The organism is Streptomyces sp. NPDC020490 (genome assembly GCF_044335305.1).
GTDB lineage: Bacteria > Actinomycetota > Actinomycetes > Streptomycetales > Streptomycetaceae > Streptomyces.
Genome location: NZ_JBIRUY010000019.1, coordinates 123051 through 145855, shown reverse-complemented (window position 1 = coordinate 145855; position 22805 = coordinate 123051). Strand labels below are relative to the sequence as shown.

Genomic DNA, 22805 nt, shown 5'->3' with positions numbered 1-22805 from the left:
TTCCCGGGTCGTCTAAGGGCAGGACAGCGTCTTTTGGTGTCGCTTATGGGGGTTCGAGTCCTCCCCCGGGAGCCCAACTGAGAATGGGCCCTGACCGCTGCCAGACAGCACCGTCAGGGCCCACTCTCATGTCCCCCGTGAAACGCCCCGGTATCCTGCGGATGTCCCCACCCGTCCACAGCCGAAGGGCAACTCCGTGAGCGCCATCCGCCCGGCAGCCGTCGTCGTTCTCGCAGCGGGTGAGGGCACCCGTATGAAATCGGCCACACCGAAAGTCCTGCACGAGATCTGCGGCCGTTCCCTGGTGGGTCATGTGCTCGCCGCCGCGCGGGAGTTGGAGCCCGAGAACCTGGTCGTCGTGGTCGGGCACGCGCGCGAGCAGGTCACCGCGCACCTCGCCGAGGTCGACCCGGGTGTGCGGACGGCCGTGCAGGCGGAGCAGAACGGCACCGGGCACGCCGTGCGCATCGCGCTGGAGGAGCTCGGCGGGTCGGTCGACGGGACGGTTGTGGTGGTCTGCGGTGACACCCCGCTGCTGACCGGCGGGACGCTGGGGCGGCTCGCGGCCACGCACTCCGCCGACGGCAACGCGGTCACCGTGCTGACCGCCGAGGTGCCCGACGCCACGGGTTACGGCCGGATCGTGCGGGACGACGCCGGGGCCGTGACCGAGATCGTCGAGCACAAGGACGCCTCGGAGGCGCAGCGGGAGATCCGGGAGATCAATTCCGGTGTGTTCGCCTTCGACGGGCAGTTGCTGGCGGACGCGTTGAAGAAGCTGCGTACGGACAACAGTCAGGGCGAGGAGTACCTGACGGACGTGCTGGGGATCCTGCGTGAGGCCGGTCACCGGGTGGGTGCTTCGGTCGCCGGTGACCACCGGGAGATCGCCGGGATCAACAACCGGGTGCAGTTGGCGCAGGCCCGGCGGATCCTGAACGACCGGCTGCTGACGGAGGCGATGCTGGCCGGCGTGAGCGTGATCGATCCGGCGACGACGTGGGTGGACGTGACGGTGACGTTCGAGCAGGACGCGGTCGTTCACCCGGGTACGCAGTTGCAGGGTGCGACGCATCTGGGTGAGGGCGCCGAGGTGGGGCCGAACAGCCGTCTGAGGGACACGCGGGTGGGTGCCGGTGCCCGGGTCGACAACACGGTGGCGAACGGTGCGGAGGTCGGTCCTGGGGCGAGTGTGGGGCCGTACGCGTATCTGCGGCCCGGTACGCGGCTGGGTGCCAAGGGGAAGATCGGTACGTACGTGGAGACGAAGAACGCCTCCATCGGGGAGGGTACGAAGATTCCTCACCTGTCCTACGTCGGTGACGCGACCATCGGTGAGTACAGCAACATCGGGGCGGCGAGCGTCTTCGTCAACTATGACGGACAGGACAAACACCACACGGTCGTCGGGTCGCATTGCCGTACGGGTTCGGACAACATGTTTGTGGCACCTGTCACGGTCGGGGACGGCGCGTACACCGCGGCGGGCTCGGTGATCACGAAGGATGTGCCGCCCGGTTCGTTGGCCGTAGCCCGCGGCCAGCAAAGGAATATCGAGGGTTGGGTGGCTCGTAAGCGTCCGGGGAGCGCGGCGGCGAAGGCGGCCGAGGCGGCTTCCCGGCTGCACGGTGACGAGGACTGACCGGAAACAGGTGCGTGAAACACGGCGTACCGTGATAAGTGCAACCCGCACCCCCACCAGCTGAGACGGCCCGTCGTGCCCAGCGGCGCGGCGTCGTCAGCCGGCTGACACCTCTGAGGAGACAGTGCTGTGACCGGGATCAAGACGACCGGCGAGAAGAAGTTGATGTTCTTCTCCGGCCGCGCCCACCCCGAGCTTGCCGAGGAGGTCGCCCAGCAGTTGGGGGTCGGGGTCGTCCCGACGAAGGCCTTCGACTTCGCGAACGGCGAGATCTACGTCCGCTACCAGGAGTCGGCGCGTGGTGCGGACTGCTTCCTGATCCAGAGCCACACGGCTCCGATCAACAAGTGGATCATGGAGCAGTTGATCATGATCGACGCGCTGAAGCGTGCGTCGGCGCGTTCGATCACGGTGATCGTGCCGTTCTACGGTTATGCGCGGCAGGACAAGAAGCACCGGGGCCGTGAGCCGATCTCGGCGCGGCTGATCGCGGATCTGATGAAGACGGCGGGTGCGGATCGCATCCTGACGGTGGATCTGCACACGGATCAGATCCAGGGGTTCTTCGACGGTCCGGTCGATCACCTCTTCGCGCTTCCGCTGCTCGCGGACTACGTGGGGGCGAAGGTCGACAAGAACAAGCTGACGGTGGTGTCGCCGGACGCCGGCCGGGTGCGGGTGGCGGACCGCTGGTGCGACCGGCTGGGTGCGCCGCTGGCGATCGTGCACAAGCGGCGTGACAAGGACGTGGCGAACCAGGTGACCGTCCACGAGGTCGTGGGTGAGGTCAAGGGCCGTGTCTGTGTGCTGGTCGACGACATGATCGACACGGGTGGCACGATCTGTGCGGCGGCGGACGCGTTGTTCGCGCATGGTGCGGAGGATGTCATCGTGACGGCTACGCATGGTGTGCTGTCGGGCCCCGCGAGCGACCGGTTGAAGAACTCGCGGGTGAGTGAGTTCGTGTTCACGAACACGCTGCCGACGCCGAGTGAGCTGAACCGGGAGCTGGACAAGATCACGGTGCTGTCGATCGCGCCGACGATCGCGTCGGCGGTGCGTGAGGTGTTCGAGGACGGTTCGGTGACGAGCCTGTTCGACGAGCAGTGAGCGGGCGGTGAGTGGGCGTTGAGCGGGTGGCGAGTGCTGCCGTAGCGCCTGCATGATCGATTTTTCGGCGGCCTCCCCGGCCGAGTAGACTGCTGCAGTTGCTCGGCGAGGGAGGCCGCACTCTTTGGGTGTGGTGGTCCGTTATCGACGCGCTCTTCGTAGCAGGCCGTTCGTGGCCGGGTGACCACGTCCGTTCCGTTTTCTACGAGGAGTGATGACATGTCCGAGGTGAAGCTCGCCGCCGAGACGCGCACCGAGTTCGGCAAGGGTGCCGCGCGCCGTATCCGCCGTGACAGCAAGGTTCCGGGTGTCCTGTACGGGCACGGTACGGAGCCGGTGCACCTGACGCTTCCGGGTCACGACCTGCTGCTGGCGCTGCGTACGCCGAACGTGCTGATCTCCCTCGACATCGACGGCAAGTCGACCGAGCTGGCGATCCCGAAGTCGGTGCAGCGTGACCCGCTGAAGGGCTTCCTGGAGCACGTCGACCTGCTGCTGGTCAAGCGTGGCGAGAAGGTCACGGTGGAGATCCCGGTGCACGCCGAGGGTGAGCTGGCTCCGGGCGGCAACCTGCTGGAGCACGTGCTCAACGCCCTGCCGGTCGAGGCCGAGGCGACGCACATCCCCGAGTCGGTCACGGTGTCGGTGGAGGGTCTGGAGGCCGGTGCCTCGGTGCTGGCCAAGGACATCCCGCTGCCGTCCGGCACGAAGCTGGCGGTGGAGGAGGACGCTGTCGTCCTGCAGGTGCTGGCCGCGCAGGCCGAGGAGGCCGGTGCGGGCGAGGAGGCCGGCGAAGAGGCTTCCGCCGAGGGCTGATCGTCGCCCCTCGTCGTTTCGTCAGCCGCTGTTCCCGCCGGGGGCAGCGGCTGGCGCGTATCCAAGGAGACATGGACGTGAGCACCCCCGCCAATGCCCCCTGGCTCGTCGTGGGGCTGGGCAATCCGGGACCGGAGTACGCGATGAACCGGCACAACGTCGGGTTCATGGTGGCCGATCTGCTGGCCGAGCGGATCGGGGGGAAGTTCAAGCGGGCCGGCAAGGCGCAGGCGCAGGTGGTGGAGGGGCGGATCGGGCCGCCGGGGCCGGGCAGTCGGCGGGTGGTCCTGGCGAAGCCGATGTCGTTCATGAACCTGTCGGGCGGTCCGGTCAACGCGCTGCGTGATTTCTACAAGGTGCCGGTCGCCAACATCGTCGCGGTTCATGACGAGCTGGACATCGACTACGGCACGCTCCGTCTCAAGCTCGGCGGTGGTGACAACGGGCACAACGGGCTGAAGTCGATGACGAAGGCGATGGGTCCGGATTATCACCGGGTGCGGTTCGGGATCGGCCGGCCGCCGGGGCGGATGCAGGTCGCGGACTTCGTGCTGAAGGATTTCTCGTCGGCGGAGCGCAAGGAGCTGGACTACTTCGTGGACCGGGCGGCGGATGCGGTGGAGTGTCTGGTGATCGACGGTCTGGAGCGGGCGCAGAGCACCTACAACTCCTGATGTGCCGTTTTCGCGTCCGGCCCGAGTTGACCGGGCGTGGGGGTATGGCCAATGATCCCGGCCATGCCGGCCACAGCCACCACATCTCGTCAGGCCCCGTTCGCCGTCGTCCGGTTCGGGCGGTTCGCGTTCATGGGGACGGTCGCCGTACTGATCCTGGTCGCGGGCGTGTGGGCGTCGTGGGGGAGCGCTCAGTACGTGATGCTCACCAAGGGGCGGGAGCGCGGGACGGTCGCGGTGACCCGGTGCGGGGCGGACACGTGCACGGGTCCGTACACGCCGCTGTCCGCGGGGTCGCAGGCGCGCGGCCGGGTGGTCATCGACAGGACGGTGGCGGTGCGCAAGGGCGGGCGGTACACGGTGGTGATCAAGCCCGGCGGGGGCGAGGTGGTGCGGTCCGGGACGGCGGGGGTGCTGTACGCGTGGGTGCCGTTCGCCGGGGCGCTGCTGCTGGCGTCGGTGGTGGTGGCCGGGGGGCTGCGCCGGACGCGGCCGGCGTGGGTGCTGGCGGGGTCGGGGCTGGCGCTGCTGACGGCGGCGTTCGTGACGATGTGATCTCCGGGGCGCCGTGCGGGTGCGCGGAGGGGCGCTGCGAGCGTTGCCGGTTCGTGCTTGACCCGGCGCGGGCCGCGGCCGGATGCTGAGCCACCCCCTCCACATCTTCCCGTTCAGTCACTCGAAGATGGATCTGCCTCATGCGTACCCTCTCTCGCGCCGGCGCCCTGTCCGCCGTCGCCGCGGCCGCGCTGCTGTGCTCGCCGGCCGCCGCCCACGCCGCCGTTCCGGGCGACAACGGAACCGTGAAGATCCACGACGCGAAGACCGGCGAGGAGCTTCCCCGCAACGAACCGCACGTCTGTTCCTTCTACCTGGACGCCTTCGGTTTCGACGGTGTCCAGGAGGTCGACTGGCACATCGACGCCTGGGCGCCGTCGGCCGGGGCCAAGGGCGAGACCGTGAAGTCCGGCGCCATCACGCTGGACGGCGAGGGTCACGGCCGTACGGACGACATGTCGCTGCCGGACGGGCACTACAAGCTGTTCTGGAACTTCGAGGGGGAGAAGGGCGCCGCGAAGCAGAAGGTGTTCTGGGCGGACTGCGAGGACTCCCAGGGCGGCGGCTCGACGCCGTCGGCTTCCGCTTCCGCGTCGGCGTCGGCGTCTTCGTCCGCCTCGGCGTCCGCGTCTTCGTCCGCCTCGGCGTCCGCGTCGGCCGGGTCCTCCGCGTCCCCGGGCCCGTCGGGCTCCGCGAGTGAGCCGGCGGCCCCGTCCGCCTCGTCGTCGCCGTCGGCGGCCGGGGGCGGTTCCGGGGATCTCGCCGAGACCGGCAACGGCGCTCCGGTCGGCCTGATGGCCGGTCTGGCGGCCGTGCTGCTGGTCGCGGGCGGCTGCCTGGTGTTCCGCCGGCGCCGGATCTGAGTCCGTACACGGGGGTGCCCCCGTGCTCCGTACGGTCCGTACGGGCGCGGGGGCACCCTTGTGTGTGCGGGCGGGGGTCAGCCGGTGTTGCGCAGGCCCGCGGCGACGCCGTTGACCGTCAGCAGCAGCGCGCGGGACAGCAGCGGGTCGGGCTGTTCGCCCGCGGCCGCGGCGTCGCGCTGACGCTTCAGGAGGGTCACCTGGAGGTAGGAGATGGGGTCCAGGTAGGCGTCGCGGATGGCGAAGGTCTGCTTGAGCACCGGGTTGGCGTCCAGCAGTTCCTGTTCGCCGGTCACCTTCAGCACTTCGGCGACGGTCAGTTCGTGTTCGGCGCGGATGGTGTCGAAGACGTGCCTGAGTTCTTCGGGGACGAGGGTCTCGACGTAGTGCGCGGCGATGCGCAGGTCGGTCTTGGCGAGGGTCATCTCGACGTTGGAGATGAAGTTGCGGAAGAAGTGCCAGCGTTCGTGCATCTCGTCGAGGACGGTGTCGAGGCCGGCCTCGCGCAGGGCCTTCAGGCCGGAGCCGACGCCGAACCAGCCGGGGACGATCTGCCGGGACTGGGTCCAGCCGAAGACCCACGGGATGGCGCGCAGTCCGTCGAGCGAGACCCCGGAGCCGGGGCGGCGGGAGGGCCGGGAGCCCAGGTGCAGGTCGGCGAGCTGGTCCACGGGCGTCGACGCGAGGAAGTACGTCGGCAGGTCCGGGTCCTCGACGAGGGCGCGGTAGGCGGCGTGGGCGGCGTCGGAGACGACGTCCATGGCGGCGTCCCAGCGGGCGAGGGCCTCGTCGGACTGGCGGGGGGCGGTGTGCAGGGCGGAGGCCTGGAGGGTGGCGGCGACCGTCAGTTCCAGGTTCTCCCGGGCCAGCGACGGGATGAGGTACTTGTCGGAGATGACCTCGCCCTGCTCGGTCACCTTGATCTCGCCCTCGAGGGTGCCCCAGGGCTGGGCGAGGATGGCGTCGTGGGAGGGGCCGCCGCCGCGGCCGACGGTGCCGCCGCGGCCGTGGAAGAGGCGCAGCCGGACGCCGTAGCGGTGGGCGACGTCGCGCAGGCGGCGCTGGGCGCGGTGGATCTCCCACTGGCTGGTGGTGATGCCGCCGAACTTGGAGGAGTCGGAGTAGCCGAGCATGACCTCCTGGACGTCCCCGCGCAGCGCGACCAGGCGCCGGTAGGAGGGGTCGGCGAGCATGTCCTCCAGGATGGTGTCGGCGGCCTTCAGTTCGTCGGTGGTCTCCAGCAGCGGGACGATGCCGATCTTCGCCCAGCCGGCGTGCAGGTCGATCAGGCCGGCTTCGCGGGCCAGTACGGCGGCCGCGAAGACGTCGTCGGCGCCCTGGCACATGGAGATGATGTACGACTCGATGACCTCGGGTCCGAAGACTTCCAGGGCGCGCTTGACGGTCTGGAAGACGCCGAGGGTCTTCTCGCCGGCCGCGTCGACGGGTGCCGGGGTGGGGGCGAGGGGCCGGCGGGAGCGGAGTTCCTTGGCGAGGAGCTTGGCCCGGTATTCGCGGGGCATGTCGGCGTAGCGCCAGGACTCCTCGCCGAGCCGGTCGAAGAGCTGGCCGAGGGCGTGGTGGTGGGCGTCGGCGTGCTCGCGTACGTCCATGGTGGCGAGCTGCAGGCCGAAGGCGGCGAGGGTGCGGATGGTGCGGTTGAGGCGGCCGGCGGCGAAGAGGTCGCCGCGGTGGGCGCGCAGGGAGTTCTGCACGATGGTGAGGTCCTGCAGCAGTTCGCCGGTGCCGAGGTAGTCGTGGCCCGGCTCGTGCGGGGTGCCCTTGGCCAGGCGCTGCTTGGTGTTCTCCAGCTTCTGCCGGATGCAGGTGGCCTTGAGCCGGTAGGGCTCCTCGGCGTTCAGGCGCTTGTAGCGGGGGCTGATCTCGGGCAGCCGGTCGAGGTCGTCCTGGAGGGAGGAGAGCAGTTCGTCGGTGGCGCCGGTGTAGCGGATGGAGTTGGACAGGAAGCTGCGCAGTTCGTCGATCATCTCCAGGGCGTCGTTGATGCCGTGTTCGTGCTGGAGGATGAGGACGTCCCAGGTGACCTGGGGGGTCACGTTGGGGTTGCCGTCGCGGTCGCCGCCGATCCAGGTGCCGAAGGTGAGGGGGCGGGTGTCGTCGGGGAGCTTGACGCCGACGCGTTCCAGTTCCGCGGTCAGGTCCTCGAGGACGTCGCCGACGGCGCCGGCGTGGAGTTCGTCGAGGTAGTAGATGGCGTTGCGGGCCTCGTCGGCGGGCTCGGGGCGTACCACGCGCAGTTCGTCGGTCTGCCAGACGAGGTCGATGTTCTCGGCCAGCCGGGTGTCGTGGCGGCGGCGGTCGGCCTCGATGACGGGGGTCTCCAGGAGCGCGGCGATGCGCCGGAGCTTGTTGAGGACCGACCGGCGGGCGGCCTCGGTGGGGTGGGCGGTGAAGACCGGGCGGACGTTGAGGTGTCTGACCGTCTGGCGCAGGTGCTCGGGGTCGGCGTCCTTGAGGCGGTCGGCGGTGCGGGCGAGCAGCCCGCCCTCGGCGGCCCGCCTGGCGCGCAGCTCGCGGCCGCGGTGGACCTGCTCGGTGACGTTGGCGAGGTGGAAGTAGGTGGAGAAGGCGCGGACCAGCTTGGCCGCGGTCTCCAGTTCGATGCCACGCAGCAGTTCGGCGGCGGCCTCGCCGTCCTCACGGGTGAGGCGGCGGACGTTCTCGACGAGTTCCAGCAGTTCGGGGCCCTCCTGCCTCACGAGGGTCTCGCCGAGGAGGTCGCCGAGCCGCCGGATGTCGGCGCGCAGCTCGCTGCTGGTCGTCGGGGTCTGGTCGTCGGCACTGCTCACAGGTGCGGCTCCTTGCAGTGTTGAAGCTCGTCTGGAGGGGAACCCGGCCGCCGGGCCGACGCGGCGCCCGCCGCTTACGGCCCGGACATCGGGGAAGAAAACAGAGCGGACCGCGCTGTCCGACCGACTCCAAGGATAGGTGTCCGCGCGGACGCGCAGACTGTCGGGCTCTTGCCGCCCGGCAAGGCACTGCCATACTTACGATGCCGTAGGTTACGGAACCGTAGGAAGCACGGCGCGGTTGCCGCGATCCGGCATCTGCCTTATTCCAAGACCCCACAGGGGACGCGCATGACCTCAAGCTCCGACGTGATCGAAGACTCGCAGAAGGCGACCGGTACCACTCCACCGTCGTCCGCCGATCTGGGCACCCTGGGTGGTGAGCAGAAGCGTTCGATCGAGCAGATCACGCTGCTGCTCTTCATCACCGTCCCGTTCCTCGCGCTGGTGGCCGCGGTGCCGCTGGCCTGGGGCTGGGGGGTGAGCTGGCTGGACCTCGGCCTGCTGGTCTTCTTCTACTTCCTGGGCTGCCACGGCATCACGATCGGGTTCCACCGCTACTTCACGCACGGTTCCTTCAAGGCCAGGCGGCCGCTGCGGATCGCGCTGGCGATCATGGGTTCGCTGGCCGTCGAGGGGCCGCTGGTGCGCTGGGTGGCCGACCACCGCAGACACCACAGGTTCTCGGACGCCGAGGGCGATCCGCACTCCCCGTGGCGTTTCGGGGAGACCGTCCCGGCGCTGCTCAAGGGCCTGTGGTGGGCCCACATCGGCTGGATGTTCGACGAGGAGCAGACGCCGCAGGACAAGTACGCGCCGGATCTGATCAAGGACCGGACGATCCGGGCGATCTCCCGTCAGTTCGTGCTGTGGACGGCGGTGTCGCTGCTGCTGCCGCCGCTGATCGGCGGTCTGGTGACGATGTCCTGGTGGGGCGCGTTCACGGCGTTCTTCTGGGGGTCCCTCGTCCGGGTGGCTCTGCTGCACCACGTGACCTGGTCGATCAACTCGATCTGCCATGCGGTGGGCAAGCGTCCGTTCAAGTCGCGCGACCGTTCGGGCAACGTGTGGTGGCTGGCGGTGCTGTCGTGCGGCGAGTCGTGGCACAACCTGCACCACGCCGACCCGACGTCGGCCCGCCACGGGGTGATGCGCGGCCAGGTGGACTCCTCGGCGCGTTTCATCCGTATCTTCGAGGCGTTCGGCTGGGCGTACGACGTGCGCTGGCCGTCACGCTCGCGTATCGATTCCCGCCGTAACGGCGGTGAAGGCGGCTCCCGGCACCGGGAGGAAGCTGCCGAGGCGGCATGATTGACGCCGTGGCGACCGACTCCAGCAGTACCCCGAGCCAGGACAAGCAGCGCCGAGTGCGCCGCACCCGCATGACCGGTGCGGAGCGCCGCCAGCAGCTGCTGGAGATCGGTCGCACCCTCTTCGCCGCGAAGGGCTTCGAGGGCACGTCGGTGGAGGAGATCGCGGCGAAGGCCGGGGTGTCCAAGCCGGTGGTGTACGAGCACTTCGGCGGCAAGGAGGGCCTGTACGCGGTGGTGGTGGACCGCGAGATGCGGCGGCTGCTGGACATGGTGACCAGTTCGCTGACCGCCGGGCACCCCCGCGAGCTGTGCGAGCAGGCGGCGTTCGCGCTGCTGGACTACATCGAGGAGTACACGGACGGTTTCCGCATCCTGGTGCGGGACTCGCCGATCCCGCAGTCGACGGGGTCGTTCGCGTCGCTGATCTCCGACATCGCCACCCAGGTGGAGGACATCCTGGGCCGCGAGTTCAAGAGCCGCGGCTTCGACCCCAAGCTGGCCCCGCTCTACGCGCAGGCGCTGGTGGGCATGGTCGCGCTGACCGGCCAGTGGTGGCTGGACGTGCGCCGCCCGAAGAAGGCGGAGGTCGCCGCCCATCTGGTGAACCTGGCCTGGCACGGGCTGGACGGGCTGGAGCCGAAGCCCCGGCTGATCGGGCACCGCAAGAGCTGATCCCGGGCCCTGCCCACCCCCGGCATCACCGGTACGCGCGCATGTGCGCGGGCGTGCGCGCACGCACTGCGCGGGTGCCGCCCAGTGCGTGCGCTCGGTCGTGGGTCGGGCGGTTGCGGGGTCGTCGGGTTCGCGGGTTCAGCCGCGTTCGTTCGTGGGTTGGGGTGCGGGGTCCGCCGCGCGGTAACGCGCGTGCGAGCCGCTCAGTGCTTGAAGACGTCCTTCGCCTTCTCCTTCGCCTGGCGGGCGTCGCCCTTCGACCGACCGCCCTTGCCCTCGGCGGTCAGGGCGTCGTCGCCGGTGGCGCGGCCCACGGCTTCCTTGGCCTTGCCCTTGGCCTGTTCGGCCTTTGCCTTCGCCTTCTGTTCCTTGGCCACGTTTCATCACTCCCCGTCGCATCCGACAGTGCTGTCAGCACGGCGGGTAACCGGCACGGCCAGGGGCAAACCCGGTCAGCGCTCCGGCTCCAGGAACTCCAGCCGGTTGCCGACGGGGTCCTCGGAGTAGAAGCGCCGGTGTCCGGGCAGGTCCTCGTCCCACCGCACCGGGGCTCCCCCGGCCTCCAGCCGGGCGGCGCAGGTCTCGATGTCGGTCACCCGCAGCCCCGGGTGCGCCTTCCTCGCGGGCCGGAAGTCCTCCTCGACGCCGAAATGGAGCCGTACCCGCCCCGCCTGGAACCAGCAGCCTCCGCGGGCTGCCAGGACGGGCGGCTTGGGGATCTCCGTCATCCCGAGGACGCCGGCGTAGTACGCGCGCAGCCGGTCCTCCGAGCCGGGCGGGGCGGCGAGCTGGACGTGGTCGACGGCGGTGAGCATCAGGCCTCCTTGTGGGCGACGGCGAAGACGCGGCGGAAGGGGAAGGGGGTGCCGTGGGCGGTGGCGGGGTAGGCGGCGCGCAGGGCGGCCCGGTACTCGTCGAGGAACGCCTGCCGGTCCCGCGGGTGGCCGGCCAGCGCGGTCAGGACCGGCCGCAGTCCCGTCCCCTGCACCCAGTCCAGTACGGGGTCGTCGCCGGTGAGCAGATGGAGGTACGTGGTCTCCCACACGTCGGCGGTGCAGCCGAGGCCGGTGAGGCGTTCCAGGTAGGCCCGGGGGGTGAGGACGGCGTCGGCGTGGCGCAGGGTGCCGGCGAGGCGGTCGGCGAAACGGGGTGAGCGGGCGAGTTCGCGCATCAGGCGGTGGCTGGGGGCGTCGAAGTTGCCGGGGACCTGGAAGGCGAGGGTGCCGCCGGGCCGCAGCCCGGAGATCCACTCCGCGAACCGCTCGGCGTGGCCCGGTACCCACTGCAGGGTGGCGTTGCTGATGATCAGGTCGTGCGGTTCGGCCGGTGTCCACGTCGCCACGTCGGCGTGGACGAAGTCGAGGCGGCCGCCGCCCGCGGTGGGGCCGGCGTGCTCGGCGCGGGCCCGGTCGAGCATCTCGGGTGAGTTGTCGTAGCCGGTGATGCGGGCGGCGGGCCAGCGTGCGGCGAGCAGGGCGGTGACGTTGCCGGGGCCGCAGCCGAGGTCGGCGATGCGGGGCGGCTCGGCGGACGGTCGCGCGTGCGGATCGGCGGGCGGTCGCGCGTGCGGCTCGGCGGACGGTCGCGCGTGCGGATCCGTATGCGGCTCCGCGGGCGGTGGCGCGGGCAGGCCGGGGACGCGGGCCAGGAGGTCGGCGAAGGGGCGGGCGCGGTGGCCGGCGTGGCGCAGGTACCGGTCGGGGTCCCAGACGGGGGCGGCGGGCATGGTCGGCCTCCTCGGCATACCGGACGGATCTCCAGCCTCACCCCCCATTTGCCTTGATGTCAAGAAGCTCGACATCAAGAGACTTCACGTCGACACAACCACTACACTGATCGTCATGGAGGACGAGGTCGATCGGCTGGTCGCAGCATGGCGCCGGGAGCGCCCGGACCTCGACGTGGAACCGCTCGAGGTGCTCAGCCGGGTGAGCAGGCTGGCCCGGCACCTGGACCGGGCGCGCCGGCTGGCGTTCGCCGAGCACAGTCTGGAGCCCTGGGAGTTCGACGTGCTCACGGCGCTCAGGCGCGCCGGGGCGCCGTACCAGCTCTCCCCCGGCCAGTTGCTGACGCAGACCCTGGTCACCTCGGGCACGATGACCAACCGCATCGACCGGCTGACCAAGAAGGGCCTGGTGGAGCGGCTGCCGGACCCGAGCGACCGCCGGGGGGTGCTGGTCCGGCTGACCGCCGAGGGCCGGGACCGCGCGGACCAGGCGCTGGCGGGCCTGCTGGAGCAGGAGCGCTCGATCCTCGCCGAGCTGTCCCGCGCCCAGCGCGGTGAACTGGCGGCCCTGCTACGCCAGCTGACCGCCCCGTTCGACAACATCCCCGGTTAGGGCCTGCCCCAGGTCGGCCGGGCCGACGCCGGCGCGGCGTGCGAGCGCGACCGCGGCGAGGGTGGAGTGGACGCCCAGTTTGCCGAGGACGTTCTGCATGTGGGTGCGGACCGTGTGCGGGGAGAGGAACAGCCGCTCGGCGACGGCCTTGCGGCCGAGCCCCGCGACCATGCAGCGCAGCACCTCCCGCTCCCGCGGGGTGAGTGACTCCACCAGCCGTTCGCTCTCGGTGCGGTGCTTGCGCGCGGCCGTCAGTTCCCGCAGGACGCCGGTGAGCAGGGCGGGCGGGAGGTGGGTCTCGTCGCGCAGCACGCCCCGGATGACGGTCAGCAGCCGGGAGAGGGAGCAGTCCTTGGCCACCCAGCCGGCGGCGCCGGCCTGCAGGGCGAGGGCGGCCCGCCGGGAATCGTCCTTCTCGGCGAGGACGACGATCCGCATGCCCGGCTGTGCGGTGCGCACCCCCGCGACCAGCGAGAGCCCGTCGACGTGTCCGTCCTCGCCCACCTCCTGCACGGGCACGGCGGGCCGGACGCCCGGCACGCCGCCCCCCAGGTCGGCGTCGACGAGCAGCACGTCGAACCGGCGGCCGTCGGCGGCCGCCCGATCCAGGCAGCGCAGCGCGGCGGGGCCGCTGCCGGCGGCGGAGACGTCGACGTCGGGCTCGGCGGCCAGTGCGGCGGCGAGCGACTCGGCGAAGATGCGGTGGTCGTCGACGACCAGGACTCGGATGCGAACCACGTAACCCCCTTCCCCAGGCTCCCGTGGAGCAGGGGATTCCCCATCGTCGGGAGGCGGCACGGGCGCGGGTACGCCGCCCGAAGCGCGATGGCTCCGCACGGCCGCCGCCATGCGGAGACTGCTACCCCCACTTCGGGTGTCGTACCCGGCTTTCTCGCCCCCCTGAGCGGCGCCGGCCCCCACCGGCGCTGTCCATCAGGGTACGGACGGGGGCCGGGAGCGGAAGGTTATTTGCAGAACTGGCCGTCCGGCGCGTTTATGGTGAGCCGCATGTTCCGTCTCGAGACAGAAGTCGACAAGGCCCGGCGTGATCTTCTGCGGGTGCGGTTGCGGGACACCAACACCGCGGCCTCCCCGGTGCTGCGGGCCCTGCGCGGAACCCCGGACGAGCGCGAACGTCCCCTGCACGTGTGGGCGTCGGACGAGGCGGGGGACCTGGCCGGGGGGCTGGTGGGGCACACCTGGGCGACCTGGCTGCACGTGACGTACCTGTGGGTGGACGAGCGGCACCGGGGCGCCGGGCTCGGCGGGCGGCTGCTGGCCGAGGCGGAGCGCGTCGCCGCGCGGGAGCGCGGCTGCCGGTCCGCGCGCGTGGAGACCTGGGACTTCCAGGCGCCGGGCTTCTACCGCAAGCAGGGCTACGAGGTGGTGTGCGTGATCCCCGGCTATCCGCCGGGGATCACCGAGTACACCCTGACCAAGCGGCTCGGCTGAGCCGGTGCGTCGCGGCCGGGCTCGGTTGAGCCTGCGCGCCCCGGCCGGGCTCAACTGAGGCGGTGCGCCCCCGCCGGGCTCAGCCGAGCCTGCGCGCCCCCGCCGGGCTCAGCCGAGCCTGCGCGCGCCGGCCGCGGGCACCGCTTCGAAGACGCGGGGCGCGGTGAAGGAGGCGGCGGCGAAGGCCTCCTCGACCGCCTTGGTGATCGTCTCCACGTCGGCGGCCTCCGCCAGCACGATCGCCGAGCCGCCGAAGCCGCCGCCGGTCATCCGGGCGCCCAGTGCGCCGGCGGCCAGGGCGGAGTCCACGGCGAGGTCCAGCTCCGGGCAGGAGATGCGGAAGTCGTCGCGCAGGGAGGCGTGGCCCTCGACGAGCACCGGACCGATCGCACGGGTGTCGCCGGACTCCAGCAGGGACACCACCCGCTCGACGCGCTCGTCCTCGGTGACGACGTGGCGGACCAGGCGGCGGACCTCCTCGTCGTCGATGCGGGCCAGCGCCGCGTCGAGGTCGGCGTACGGCACGTCCCGCAGGGCGTCGACGCCCAGCAGCGCGGCGCCCGTCTCGCAGCCGGCGCGGCGCTTGCCGTACTCGCCCTCGCTGTGGGAGTGCTTGACCCGGGTGTCGACCACCAGCAGGCGCATCCCCTCGGCCGCCAGGTCGAAGGGGATCTGCCGCTGGGAGAGGTCGCGGGTGTCGAGGAACAGCGCGTGGCCCTCCTCGCAGCACGCCGACGCGGTCTGGTCCATGATCCCGGTGGGGGCGCCGACGTAGACGTTCTCGGCGCGCTGGCACAGGCGGGCCAGCTGCCAGCGCTGCAGGCCGAGCCCGTACAGGTCGTTCAGGGCGAGTGCGACGACGACCTCCAGGGCCGCCGACGACGACAGGCCCGCGCCGACCGGGACGGCCGAGGCGAGGTGGATGTCGGCGCCGGTCACCGGGTGGCCGGCCTCCCGCAGGGCCCAGACGACGCCCGCCGGGTACGCGGTCCAGGCGCGGTCGGTGCCCGGCACGAGGTCGTCCGGCCGGAGCTCGGTGACGCCGCCCTCGACGTCCGCCGAGTGCAGGCGCAGGATGCCGTCGGTGCGGCGGGAGGCCGCCGCGACGGCGGTGTGCGGCAGCGCGAAGGGCATCACGAAGCCGTCGTTGTAGTCGGTGTGCTCACCGATCAGGTTGACCCGGCCCGGCGCCGACCAGATGCCCTCGGGCGCCGTCCCGTACAGCGCCGCGAACGCGTCGGCGACCTGCTGCTGTGCCCCCACTACTGCTCCCTTGCGATGTGCTGCGCGAACTCCCACGCGTCCGCGATGATCCCCGCGAGGTCCGCGCGGGACGGGTTCCAGCCCAGTTTCTCGCGGGCGGTCCGCGCCGAGGCCACCAGGACCGCCGGGTCGCCGCCGCGGCGCGGGGCCACGACCTCCGGGATCGGGTGGCCGGTGACCTGGCGGACGGCCTCGACGACCTCGCGGACGGAGAAGCCGTTGCCGTTGCCGAGGTTGCAGATGAGGTGCTCGCCGGGGGTGGCGGCCTTCAGCGCAAGCAGGTGGGCGTCCGCCAGGTCGGCGACGTGGATGTAGTCGCGGACGCAGGTGCCGTCCGGGGTGGGGTAGTCGTCGCCGTAGACGGAGATCGCCTCGCGCCTGCCCTGCGCGACCTGCAGCACCAGCGGGATGAGGTGCGACTCGGGGTCGTGCCGCTCGCCGTACTTCCCGTACGCGCCCGCGACGTTGAAGTAGCGCAGTGACACCGCGCCCAGGCCGTGGGCCGCCGCCTCACCGGTGATCATGTGGTCGACGGCGAGCTTGGTGGCGCCGTAGGGGTTGGTCGGCGAGGTGGGCGCCGACTCGGTGATCGGGACCTCTTCCGGCTCGCCGTAGGTGGCGGCCGTGGAGGAGAAGACGAGCGTGCGCACGTCCGCCTCGCGCATGGCGGCCAGCAGCGCCATGGTGCCGCCGACGTTGTTGGCCCAGTACTTCTCGGGCTTCGCCACCGACTCGCCGACCTGGGAGAACGCGGCGAAGTGCAGGACCGCGTCGAAGGAGGCGTCCAGCCATTTGGCGGCGTCGCGGATGTCGCCCTCGACGAAGGCGGCGCCGGCCGGCACGCCCTCGCGGAAGCCGGTCGAGAGGTTGTCGAGGACGACGACCTCGTGGCCCGCCTCCAGCAGATGCTGGGCGACCACGCTGCCCACGTACCCCGCACCGCCCGTGACCAGGTACTTGCCGCTCATGAACTCGCTACCTCCCGCAGTCGCTCGGCCGCGCGCTCCGGCGGCACGTCGTTGATGAACACGCTCATGCCGGACTCGGAACCCGCGAGGAACTTCAGCTTGCCGGACGTACGGCGGATGGTGAAAAGCTCGAGGTGCAGCGCGAAGTCGTCCCTGCTGACGCCGTCGAACTCGTCCAGCGTGCCGAACGGCGCCTGGTGCCAGGCGGCGATGTACGGCGTCGGAGGCTCGCCCTCGCCGAAGATCCGGTCGAAGCGCCTCAAGAGTTCCAGGTAGACCTTGGGGAACTCTGTGCGGGCCGCGTCGTCGAGGGCGAGCAGGTCGGGGACCCGGCGCCGGGGGTAGAGGTGGACCTCGTACGGCCAGTGCGCCACGTACGGCACGAAGGCCACCCAGTGTTCACTCTCGAGGACGACCCGCTCACCGGCGAGTTCACGCTCCAGGATGGCGTCGAACAGGTTCTCCCCGACGGTCGCCTCCTTGTGCGCGGCCACCTGGCCCAGCATCAGCGAGGTGCGCGGGGTGACGAACGGGTAGGCGTAGATCTGCCCGTGCGGGTGACCCAGGGTCACGCCGATCTCGGCACCCCGGTTCTCGAAGCAGAAGACCTGTCGGACGGAGGGCAGATGGGACAGCTCCGACGTCCGGTCGGTCCAGGCGTCGAGGACCAGCGCCGCCTGCTGTTCGGTCAGGTCGGCGAAGGACGCGTCGTGGTCGGACGTGAAGCAGACGACCTCGCAGCGGCCGGAGTCGCCGGCCAGCGACGGGAAGCGGTTCTCGAAGACCACGACGTCGTACGACGAGTCCGGGATCTCGCTGAGGCGCTCGCCCCGCGACGGGCACAGCGGGCACTCGTCGGCGGGCGGGTGGTAGGTGCGGCCCTGGCGGTGGGAGGCGACGGCGACCGAGTCGCCGAGCAGCGGGTCGCGGCGGATCTCGGAGGTCGTGACGGTCCGCTCCAGCGGGCGCCGGTCGACCGCGTCCCGCACGGTGTCGTCGCGCAGGTCGTAGTAGACGAGCTCCCGACCGTCGGCCAGCCGGGTCGAGGTCTTCTTCACTGCGACTCCACTCAATCTTCAAACAGAACCGAACACATCGAAACACAATGCACCAGCGGCGTCAACATCACAATCAAACAAAGTGCACCAACGGAAATGTTCAGACAGTGAACGCGGAGGCGTAGGTTCCGCACCGGATCAGTTCGCGCAACGAAGCGAGTTCTTATGCAAACCCCCACACATGCGGCCACCGACCTGGCCGCGGCGCTACGACTCCCGACGAACGCACTCGACTACACGATCCTCGGCATCTACTTCGCCGTCGTCCTGGGCATCGGCTTCGCCGCCCGCCAGTCGGTGAGGACGAGCCTCGACTTCTTCCTCTCCGGCCGCTCACTGCCCGCCTGGATCACCGGTCTGGCCTTCATCTCCGCCAACCTCGGCGCCACCGAGATCCTCGGCATGGCCGCCAACAGCGCGCAGTACGGCGCCTACACCGTGCACTGGTACTGGATCGGCGCCATCCCGGCCATGGTCTTCCTCGGCCTGGTGATGATGCCCTTCTACTACGGCTCCAAGGTGCGCTCGGTCCCCGAGTTCCTGCTGCTGCGCTTCGACAAGTGGGCGCACCTGCTGAGTTCGGCCCTGTTCGCCTTCGCCGCCGTGCTGATCGCCGGCGTGAACCTGTACTCACTGGCGATCATCGTGGAGGCCCTGCTCGGCTGGCCGCAGTGGGTGGCGATCGTGGTCGCCGGCTTCTTCGTGCTGGCGTACATCACCCTCGGCGGTCTGTCGTCCGCGATCTACAACGAGGTGCTGCAGTTCTTCGTCATCCTCGCCGCGCTCATCCCGATCGTCGCGCTGGGCCTGAAGAAGGTCGGCGGCTGGGGCGGCCTGACGGACAAGCTCACGGCGACCCACGGCGACAACTTCGTCACCGCCTGGGGCGGCACCGGCATCGGCGACTCCAACCCGCTGGGCGCCAACTGGCTGACCATCGTGCTCGGCCTCGGCTTCGTGCTCTCCTTCGGCTACTGGACGACCAACTTCGCCGAGGTGCAGCGCGCCCTGTCCGCGAAGAACCTCTCCGCGGCCCAGCGCACCCCGCTGATCGCCGCGTTCCCCAAGATCTTCATCGTGTTCCTGGTCATGATCCCGGGCCTGGTCGCCGCCGTGCTGCTGCCCGACATCGGCACCTCCGGCTCGGACTACCAGTACAACCACGCGATCCCGTACCTGATGAAGGAACTGCTGCCCAACGGTGTGCTCGGCATCGCGGTGACCGGCCTCGTCGCCGCCTTCATGGCGGGCATGGCGGCCAACGTGTCGTCCTTCAACACGGTGTTCACCAACGACATCTGGGGGCGGTACGTCATCCGGGGCCGCGAGGACGGCTACTACGTGAAGTTCGGCCGGCTCATCACCGCGATCGGCGTGCTGGCGTCGATCGGGACGGCGTTCCTGGCGTCGTCGTTCTCGAACATCATGAGCTACCTGCAGACGCTGTTCTCCTTCTTCAACGTGCCGATGTTCGTCGTCTTCGTCGTCGGCATGTTCTGGAAGCGCGCGTCCATGAAGTCCGGCTTCTGGGGTCTGCTGGCCGGCACGACGGCCGCGATGGTCAACTACTTCGTCCTGTACAAGCAGGACGTCATCAGCATCCCCACCGACCAGGGCGCCAACTTCGTCTCGGCGATCGCCGGCTTCGTCGCCGGCGCGGTGGTCATGGTCGCCGTGTCCCTGTTCACCGAGCCGAAGCCGCAGGAGGAGTTGCAGGGCCTGGTCTACGGCACCCGCTCCCCCGGCATGGCCGAGCCGCCCGCCGCCGGCGACGACGCCTGGTACCGCAAGCCGGCCCTGCTGGGCTGGGGCGCCGTGATCCTCGCCGCCGCCTGCTACATCCCGTTCTCGATCTGACGCGGGCCCGCCGACAAGGGAGTCTGAGACCATGAGCGAACAGTCCGGACCATCCGATCAGTCCGGTCAGCCCAATCACTCCGGCTACTCCGGTTCCTCCGGTTACTCCGAGAAGGACGTCCAGCGGGAGGTCTCCGACCTGGAGGCCAAGTCCGCCACCGCGGCCCGCATCTTCGACCTCCGCCGCATCATCGGCGGCCTCTTCGTGCTCTACGGCGTCATCGTCACGATCACCGGCCTGACGGACTCCGCCGCCGAGATCGACAAGGCGCAGGGCGTCAACATCAACCTGTGGACCGGGCTGGGGATGCTGCTGCTGGGCATCTTCTTCCTGGCCTGGCTGAAGCTGCGCCCGACGCCCCCGCCGACCCCGCCGACCCCGGAGACCGAGACCGCGCCGGGGCCGCGGGACGAGCCGGACGCACCGGCGCGCTGACGGCGGCGGGGCGGGGCGCGACGCCGGGGCGGGGTCCGCTGAGGGGCGTCCCGCTCAGGGCTGCCGGCCCCGCCACGCCCGGGCCGGTGGCCGGACCGGGGCCGGACAGGGGCCGGACGGGTGTCCCGTTGAAGCGCGCGGCGGCGGCCGGGACGGCTCTCCGCTGTCAGGAGTCCGACGGGCGCGGTTCGCGCGGGAGCGGGCCCGCCCTGTCCAGCAGCCCGGTCCGGGCCGCCAGGGCCGCCGCCTCCAGGCGGGAGCCGACGCCCAGTTTCATCAGGACGCGCTGCACGTGGGTGCGGGCGGTGGACGGGGCGATGCCCATACCGGCCGCGATCAGCCGGGTGTCCTCCCCGTCGGCGACCCTGACCAGGACCTCGACCTCCCTCGGGGTGAGCATCTGCAGCAGGCGCTGGCCCTCGTCGTCGGGCTGGGCCGCGGGGTTCAGCAGCTCGCTGAAGGCGTCCTGGAGCAACTGCGGGGCCACCGCCGCCTCACCCGCCCTGGCCTTCATGATCGCCCGCTCGACGCCCTCGATGCGCTCGTCGTGCCGTACGTAGCCGGAGGCGCCCGCGGCGAAGGCGGCCGCGATGCCGCGCGGGCTGGGCACCGGGCCCAGCACCAGCACGGCGACCTGCGGCCGCTCCCGCTTGATCTTCACCACCGGGTCGAAGACGCCCGGCTCGGCCGGAGTCGCCGTGCCCAGCAGGCACACCTCCGGCGCACGGCTGATCACCAGTTCCGCCGCGCCCGCGGCGGGCGCCGCCGCGGCGAGCACCCGGTGTCCCCGCAGCTTCAGCGCCGAGGCCAGCGCCTCGGCGAGCAGTCGGTGGTCGTCGACCACCATCAGCCGCACACCCATCGAGCAAACCCCCCAGTCCCCCCAGTGGTCCCCACCGACGCCCCACTATGGATGCCCACTGGTCCACTGGTCCGCACGGACAGAAGCCCCCTCCCGGCTCCCCCCGCTTCTCATGCCCCCGGAAGCTACACGCTTGTTCGACGTTGCGCTCCCCCTACCGGCGAGAAGTGCCCCGGATCAGCGGAATTTCTCGTTCTCCGGGTTTTCGCGGGTCCTGGACGGTAAGCGCGGCGGCCCCGCCCCCTCGGACAGGGATTCCCTGAACAGGGGCGGGGCCGACGGGGCGTGCGACGGGCCGGGCCGACGGGTCAGCCGCCGGTGCCGAAGGCGAGCGCGAGGTACTCCTTGTCCTCCGCGCTCGACGGCTTGTCCGCGTAGACGGCGGACATGTACAGGCGGCCCTGCGAGTAGATGATCTCGGAGTAGTCCGGGGACATGCTGGTCTCCGCGTCCCGCACCGACTCCGTCGCCGGGTTCTCCAGGAGCTTGGTCTCCTTGAGGGAGTCCCCGTCGATGCTGACGATCTGGCCGCCCTTGTCGTACGGCGGCCGCTTGTACGCGATCAGGTTGCTGCCGTCCATGCGCACCGGGGTGATGGTGTAGCCGTCGCCGGAGTCGGCCCGCCCGCCGGTCATCCTGCCGGTGGCCAGGTCGAAGGCGACGATCTCGTTGGCCCGGCCGTACGTCCCGGAGGTGTCGTCCTCCTCGGTCGGCACGTAGAGCCGGTCGGCGCCGACGGCGAGTCCGGTGCAGTACTCGATCTTCGTTATGCCGTCGCAGCGGGCCGCGTACTGGTCGCCCGGCGCCGAGATCCGGGTGCGCAGCTCGCCGGTCTTGTTGTCGATGGAGAAGAAGTCGGAGATTCCGCTGCCGTCGCCCGCGCTGTCGCCGACGTCGGCGGCCACGACCAGCGGGTCGGTCGACACGACGGCGGCGTACTCGATGCCGTCGCTCATCTTGTACTCCGAGATCACCTTCCCGGACTTCGGGTCGATGGTCTGGATGTGCAGCTGCCGCTGGTCGTACGAGCCGCATTTGCGCACCGCGACCAGCTTCGGCCCGCCGCCGTACCCGGCGTCGTAGCAGCTGTCGGTCGCCTTCGGGGCCCACAGCGTCTTGCCGTCGGAGATGTTGAACGCCGCACCGCCGCTGGTGCTGCCCACCGCGACCGTCTCCGCGCTGACCGTGACGTTGTCCAGGCTGATCAGGCGGTCACCGGACTTGACCGTCTTGGTCCACAGCTTTTTGCCCGTGTTCAGGTCGAGCGCCGCGACCTGGCTGCAGCCGTGCGACGGCTCCGCCTTGGTGGGCATCGCGGGCTCGTAGACGATCGCCGTCAGGCCGTTGTCGGTGGTGTGCGGGCTGGCCTGGCACACCGGGCCGGGCAGCTTGATCGTCCACAGCTTGGTGCCCTTGGCCGGGTCGTAGCCGTCGATCTCGGCGACGCCGCTCTTGACGTACGCCTTATCGGTGAGCCACGAGCCGGAGACGACGACGCTGCTGTCGCCCTTGACCTGGGGCGCCGGGATCTGGAAGAGGACCTGGGCGTTCGGGTCGGACGGCACCTTCTCCTCGCCGCCGGAGGCCGTGCCCCCGGTGTCGCCCTTGTCGTCCTTCCCGTCCTTGCCGCCGGTGCCGCCGCTGGAGCTGGCGGTGTCGTCCTTCTTGCCGTCGTCCTTGCCGGACGAGTACCAGATGCCGCCGCCGATGATCAGCGCGATCGCCGCGACGGCCGCGACGACGATCAGCACCTGCGGGTTGAGCTTCCGCCCGCCGGCCGGCGCTCCCACCTGCGGGTACATCGGCACGGTGGCCTGCGGATAGCCGTAGCCGGGCTGCTGACCGTAGGGATTCGGCTGCTGACCGTATGGGTTCGGCTGCTGACCGTACGGGTTCGGCTGCTGGCCCGGGTAGCCGTAGCCCGGCGGCGCCTGCGGGGTCGGGGTGGTGGGTGGCTGTGGGGGCTGGGACTGGGGCTGCTGGGGCGCTTGGGGCTGCTGCGGGTAGCCGTAGCCCGGCTGCGGGGGCTGCGGCTGGTCCTGGGGCGGGCCGAAGCCGCCCTGCTGCGGGGGCTGGTTGGGCGGCGGAGGCGGCGGCTGGGTCATGAAGGGGGTA

General features: G+C 70.8%; 22 protein-coding genes and 1 tRNA gene. 13 read left to right on the top strand and 10 right to left on the bottom strand.

All coding sequences use genetic code 11. The features are described from left to right. Position 1: 1 nt before the first annotated feature. The 7 genes from ACH4ZX_RS21170 to ACH4ZX_RS21140 all read left to right on the top strand — a co-directional run bounded on the left by ACH4ZX_RS21170 (position 2) and on the right by ACH4ZX_RS21140 (position 5660). A tRNA-Gln gene (locus ACH4ZX_RS21170) sits at positions 2-72 on the top strand. Between the two features lie 124 nt (positions 73-196). Then, positions 197-1642 (top strand): bifunctional UDP-N-acetylglucosamine diphosphorylase/glucosamine-1-phosphate N-acetyltransferase GlmU, encoded by a 1446-nt coding sequence (glmU, locus tag ACH4ZX_RS21165; RefSeq protein WP_398274740.1) that lies wholly within the window; start codon positions 197-199, stop codon positions 1640-1642. Positions 1643-1771: 129 nt separating this feature from the next. Then, positions 1772-2752 carry a ribose-phosphate diphosphokinase gene (locus ACH4ZX_RS21160; protein WP_360743696.1) on the top strand — a complete coding sequence of 327 codons (981 nt, stop codon included), beginning with the start codon at positions 1772-1774 and terminating at the stop codon, positions 2750-2752. A 219-nt stretch (positions 2753-2971) separates the two neighbouring features. Then, positions 2972-3568, top strand: a complete 597-nt coding sequence (locus ACH4ZX_RS21155) for a 50S ribosomal protein L25/general stress protein Ctc (RefSeq protein WP_398274737.1) — start codon at positions 2972-2974, stop codon at positions 3566-3568. A gap of 71 nt (positions 3569-3639) precedes the next feature. Continuing rightward, positions 3640-4242: an aminoacyl-tRNA hydrolase gene (gene pth, locus ACH4ZX_RS21150; RefSeq protein ID WP_398274734.1), complete on the top strand. Its 603-nt coding sequence runs from the start codon at positions 3640-3642 to the stop codon at positions 4240-4242. A gap of 51 nt (positions 4243-4293) precedes the next feature. Further along, entirely contained in the window at positions 4294-4797 is a 504-nt protein-coding gene (locus ACH4ZX_RS21145) for a hypothetical protein (protein ID WP_398274731.1), read from the top strand. Positions 4798-4937: 140 nt separating this feature from the next. Continuing rightward, entirely contained in the window at positions 4938-5660 is a 723-nt protein-coding gene (locus ACH4ZX_RS21140) for an LPXTG cell wall anchor domain-containing protein (RefSeq protein ID WP_398274728.1), read from the top strand. A gap of 77 nt (positions 5661-5737) precedes the next feature. Here the strand turns inward: ACH4ZX_RS21140 and ppc are convergent, their stop codons facing one another. Next, on the bottom strand, positions 5738-8470 hold the full coding sequence (gene ppc, locus ACH4ZX_RS21135; protein ID WP_398274725.1) for a phosphoenolpyruvate carboxylase: 2733 nt from the start codon (positions 8468-8470) through the stop codon (positions 5738-5740). A 291-nt stretch (positions 8471-8761) separates the two neighbouring features. Between ppc and ACH4ZX_RS21130 the strand changes: the two genes are divergently transcribed. Then, complete coding sequence (locus tag ACH4ZX_RS21130; RefSeq protein ID WP_398274722.1) at positions 8762-9781, top strand: acyl-CoA desaturase; 1020 nt, start codon at positions 8762-8764, stop codon at positions 9779-9781. Then, on the top strand, positions 9778-10455 hold the full coding sequence (locus ACH4ZX_RS21125; RefSeq protein WP_324783203.1) for a TetR/AcrR family transcriptional regulator: 678 nt from the start codon (positions 9778-9780) through the stop codon (positions 10453-10455). Before ACH4ZX_RS21130 ends, ACH4ZX_RS21125 begins: the two co-directional genes overlap by 4 nt. 203 nt (positions 10456-10658) lie before the next feature. Here ACH4ZX_RS21125 and ACH4ZX_RS21120 read toward each other — a convergent pair whose 3' ends face one another. The 3 genes from ACH4ZX_RS21120 to ACH4ZX_RS21110 form a co-directional block, all read right to left on the bottom strand. Next, positions 10659-10832, bottom strand: coding sequence for a CsbD family protein (locus ACH4ZX_RS21120; protein WP_398274719.1), 174 nt, complete (start codon positions 10830-10832; stop codon positions 10659-10661). A 75-nt stretch (positions 10833-10907) separates the two neighbouring features. After that, complete coding sequence (locus ACH4ZX_RS21115; RefSeq protein WP_398274716.1) at positions 10908-11270, bottom strand: VOC family protein; 363 nt, start codon at positions 11268-11270, stop codon at positions 10908-10910. Then, positions 11270-12181, bottom strand: a complete 912-nt coding sequence (locus ACH4ZX_RS21110) for a trans-aconitate 2-methyltransferase (protein ID WP_398274713.1) — start codon at positions 12179-12181, stop codon at positions 11270-11272. Before ACH4ZX_RS21110 ends, ACH4ZX_RS21115 begins: the two co-directional genes overlap by 1 nt. A 115-nt stretch (positions 12182-12296) precedes the next feature. Here ACH4ZX_RS21110 and ACH4ZX_RS21105 point away from each other — a divergent pair, with 115 nt between their 5' ends. Continuing rightward, positions 12297-12794, top strand: coding sequence for a MarR family transcriptional regulator (locus tag ACH4ZX_RS21105; protein ID WP_324783207.1), 498 nt, complete (start codon positions 12297-12299; stop codon positions 12792-12794). On the opposite strand, the gene ACH4ZX_RS21100 is transcribed toward ACH4ZX_RS21105, so the two are convergent. Next, entirely contained in the window at positions 12753-13532 is a 780-nt protein-coding gene (locus ACH4ZX_RS21100; protein ID WP_398274709.1) for a LuxR C-terminal-related transcriptional regulator, read from the bottom strand. The genes ACH4ZX_RS21105 and ACH4ZX_RS21100 overlap by 42 nt on opposite strands. 258 nt (positions 13533-13790) lie before the next feature. Here ACH4ZX_RS21100 and ACH4ZX_RS21095 point away from each other — a divergent pair, with 258 nt between their 5' ends. Beyond that, positions 13791-14246, top strand: a complete 456-nt coding sequence (locus ACH4ZX_RS21095; protein WP_398274706.1) for a GNAT family N-acetyltransferase — start codon at positions 13791-13793, stop codon at positions 14244-14246. Positions 14247-14354: 108 nt separating this feature from the next. Here ACH4ZX_RS21095 and galK read toward each other — a convergent pair whose 3' ends face one another. Genes galK through galT form a run of 3 tightly spaced genes read right to left on the bottom strand, consistent with a single transcriptional unit; the run spans position 14355 to position 17535 of the window. Beyond that, the gene (gene galK / locus ACH4ZX_RS21090) at positions 14355-15509 is read right to left on the bottom strand and encodes a galactokinase (RefSeq protein WP_398274703.1); all 1155 of its coding nucleotides are present in this window, start codon (positions 15507-15509) and stop codon (positions 14355-14357) included. Continuing rightward, complete coding sequence (galE, locus tag ACH4ZX_RS21085; RefSeq protein WP_398274700.1) at positions 15509-16477, bottom strand: UDP-glucose 4-epimerase GalE; 969 nt, start codon at positions 16475-16477, stop codon at positions 15509-15511. The genes galK and galE overlap by 1 nt, the downstream gene beginning before the upstream one ends. Beyond that, positions 16474-17535 (bottom strand): galactose-1-phosphate uridylyltransferase, encoded by a 1062-nt coding sequence (gene galT, locus ACH4ZX_RS21080; protein ID WP_398274697.1) that lies wholly within the window; start codon positions 17533-17535, stop codon positions 16474-16476. Before galT ends, galE begins: the two co-directional genes overlap by 4 nt. A 165-nt stretch (positions 17536-17700) precedes the next feature. Here galT and ACH4ZX_RS21075 point away from each other — a divergent pair, with 165 nt between their 5' ends. Beyond that, on the top strand, positions 17701-19392 hold the full coding sequence (locus tag ACH4ZX_RS21075; RefSeq protein ID WP_398274694.1) for a sodium:solute symporter family protein: 1692 nt from the start codon (positions 17701-17703) through the stop codon (positions 19390-19392). A 31-nt stretch (positions 19393-19423) separates the two neighbouring features. After that, a complete protein-coding gene (locus ACH4ZX_RS21070; protein WP_398274691.1) occupies positions 19424-19828 on the top strand; it encodes a hypothetical protein in 405 nt (134 codons plus the stop codon). A 166-nt stretch (positions 19829-19994) separates the two neighbouring features. Here ACH4ZX_RS21070 and ACH4ZX_RS21065 read toward each other — a convergent pair whose 3' ends face one another. Further along, positions 19995-20690 carry a LuxR C-terminal-related transcriptional regulator gene (locus ACH4ZX_RS21065; RefSeq protein ID WP_398274688.1) on the bottom strand — a complete coding sequence of 232 codons (696 nt, stop codon included), beginning with the start codon at positions 20688-20690 and terminating at the stop codon, positions 19995-19997. 308 nt (positions 20691-20998) lie between these two features. Beyond that, complete coding sequence (locus ACH4ZX_RS21060; RefSeq protein ID WP_398274685.1) at positions 20999-22795, bottom strand: PQQ-binding-like beta-propeller repeat protein; 1797 nt, start codon at positions 22793-22795, stop codon at positions 20999-21001. Positions 22796-22805 lie beyond the last annotated feature (10 nt).

Excerpts from the sequence above, each read along its gene's own strand:
- ACH4ZX_RS21155 (WP_398274737.1), top strand. The coding sequence starts at position 2,972 with ATGTCCGAGGTGAAGCTCGCCGCCGAGACGCGCACCGAGTTCGGCAAG.
- pth (WP_398274734.1), top strand. The coding sequence starts at position 3,640 with ATGGACGTGAGCACCCCCGCCAATGCCCCCTGGCTCGTCGTGGGGCTG.
- ACH4ZX_RS21145 (WP_398274731.1), top strand. The coding sequence starts at position 4,294 with ATGATCCCGGCCATGCCGGCCACAGCCACCACATCTCGTCAGGCCCCG.
- ACH4ZX_RS21140 (WP_398274728.1), top strand. The coding sequence starts at position 4,938 with ATGCGTACCCTCTCTCGCGCCGGCGCCCTGTCCGCCGTCGCCGCGGCC.
- ACH4ZX_RS21130 (WP_398274722.1), top strand. The coding sequence starts at position 8,762 with ATGACCTCAAGCTCCGACGTGATCGAAGACTCGCAGAAGGCGACCGGT.
- ACH4ZX_RS21125 (WP_324783203.1), top strand. The coding sequence starts at position 9,778 with ATGATTGACGCCGTGGCGACCGACTCCAGCAGTACCCCGAGCCAGGAC.
- ACH4ZX_RS21115 (WP_398274716.1), bottom strand. The coding sequence starts at position 11,270 with ATGCTCACCGCCGTCGACCACGTCCAGCTCGCCGCCCCGCCCGGCTCG.
- ACH4ZX_RS21110 (WP_398274713.1), bottom strand. The coding sequence starts at position 12,181 with ATGCCCGCCGCCCCCGTCTGGGACCCCGACCGGTACCTGCGCCACGCC.
- ACH4ZX_RS21105 (WP_324783207.1), top strand. The coding sequence starts at position 12,297 with ATGGAGGACGAGGTCGATCGGCTGGTCGCAGCATGGCGCCGGGAGCGC.
- ACH4ZX_RS21095 (WP_398274706.1), top strand. The coding sequence starts at position 13,791 with ATGGTGAGCCGCATGTTCCGTCTCGAGACAGAAGTCGACAAGGCCCGG.
- galE (WP_398274700.1), bottom strand. The coding sequence starts at position 16,477 with ATGAGCGGCAAGTACCTGGTCACGGGCGGTGCGGGGTACGTGGGCAGC.
- ACH4ZX_RS21075 (WP_398274694.1), top strand. The coding sequence starts at position 17,701 with ATGCAAACCCCCACACATGCGGCCACCGACCTGGCCGCGGCGCTACGA.
- ACH4ZX_RS21070 (WP_398274691.1), top strand. The coding sequence starts at position 19,424 with ATGAGCGAACAGTCCGGACCATCCGATCAGTCCGGTCAGCCCAATCAC.
- ACH4ZX_RS21065 (WP_398274688.1), bottom strand. The coding sequence starts at position 20,690 with ATGGGTGTGCGGCTGATGGTGGTCGACGACCACCGACTGCTCGCCGAG.
- ACH4ZX_RS21060 (WP_398274685.1), bottom strand. The coding sequence starts at position 22,795 with ATGACCCAGCCGCCGCCTCCGCCGCCCAACCAGCCCCCGCAGCAGGGC.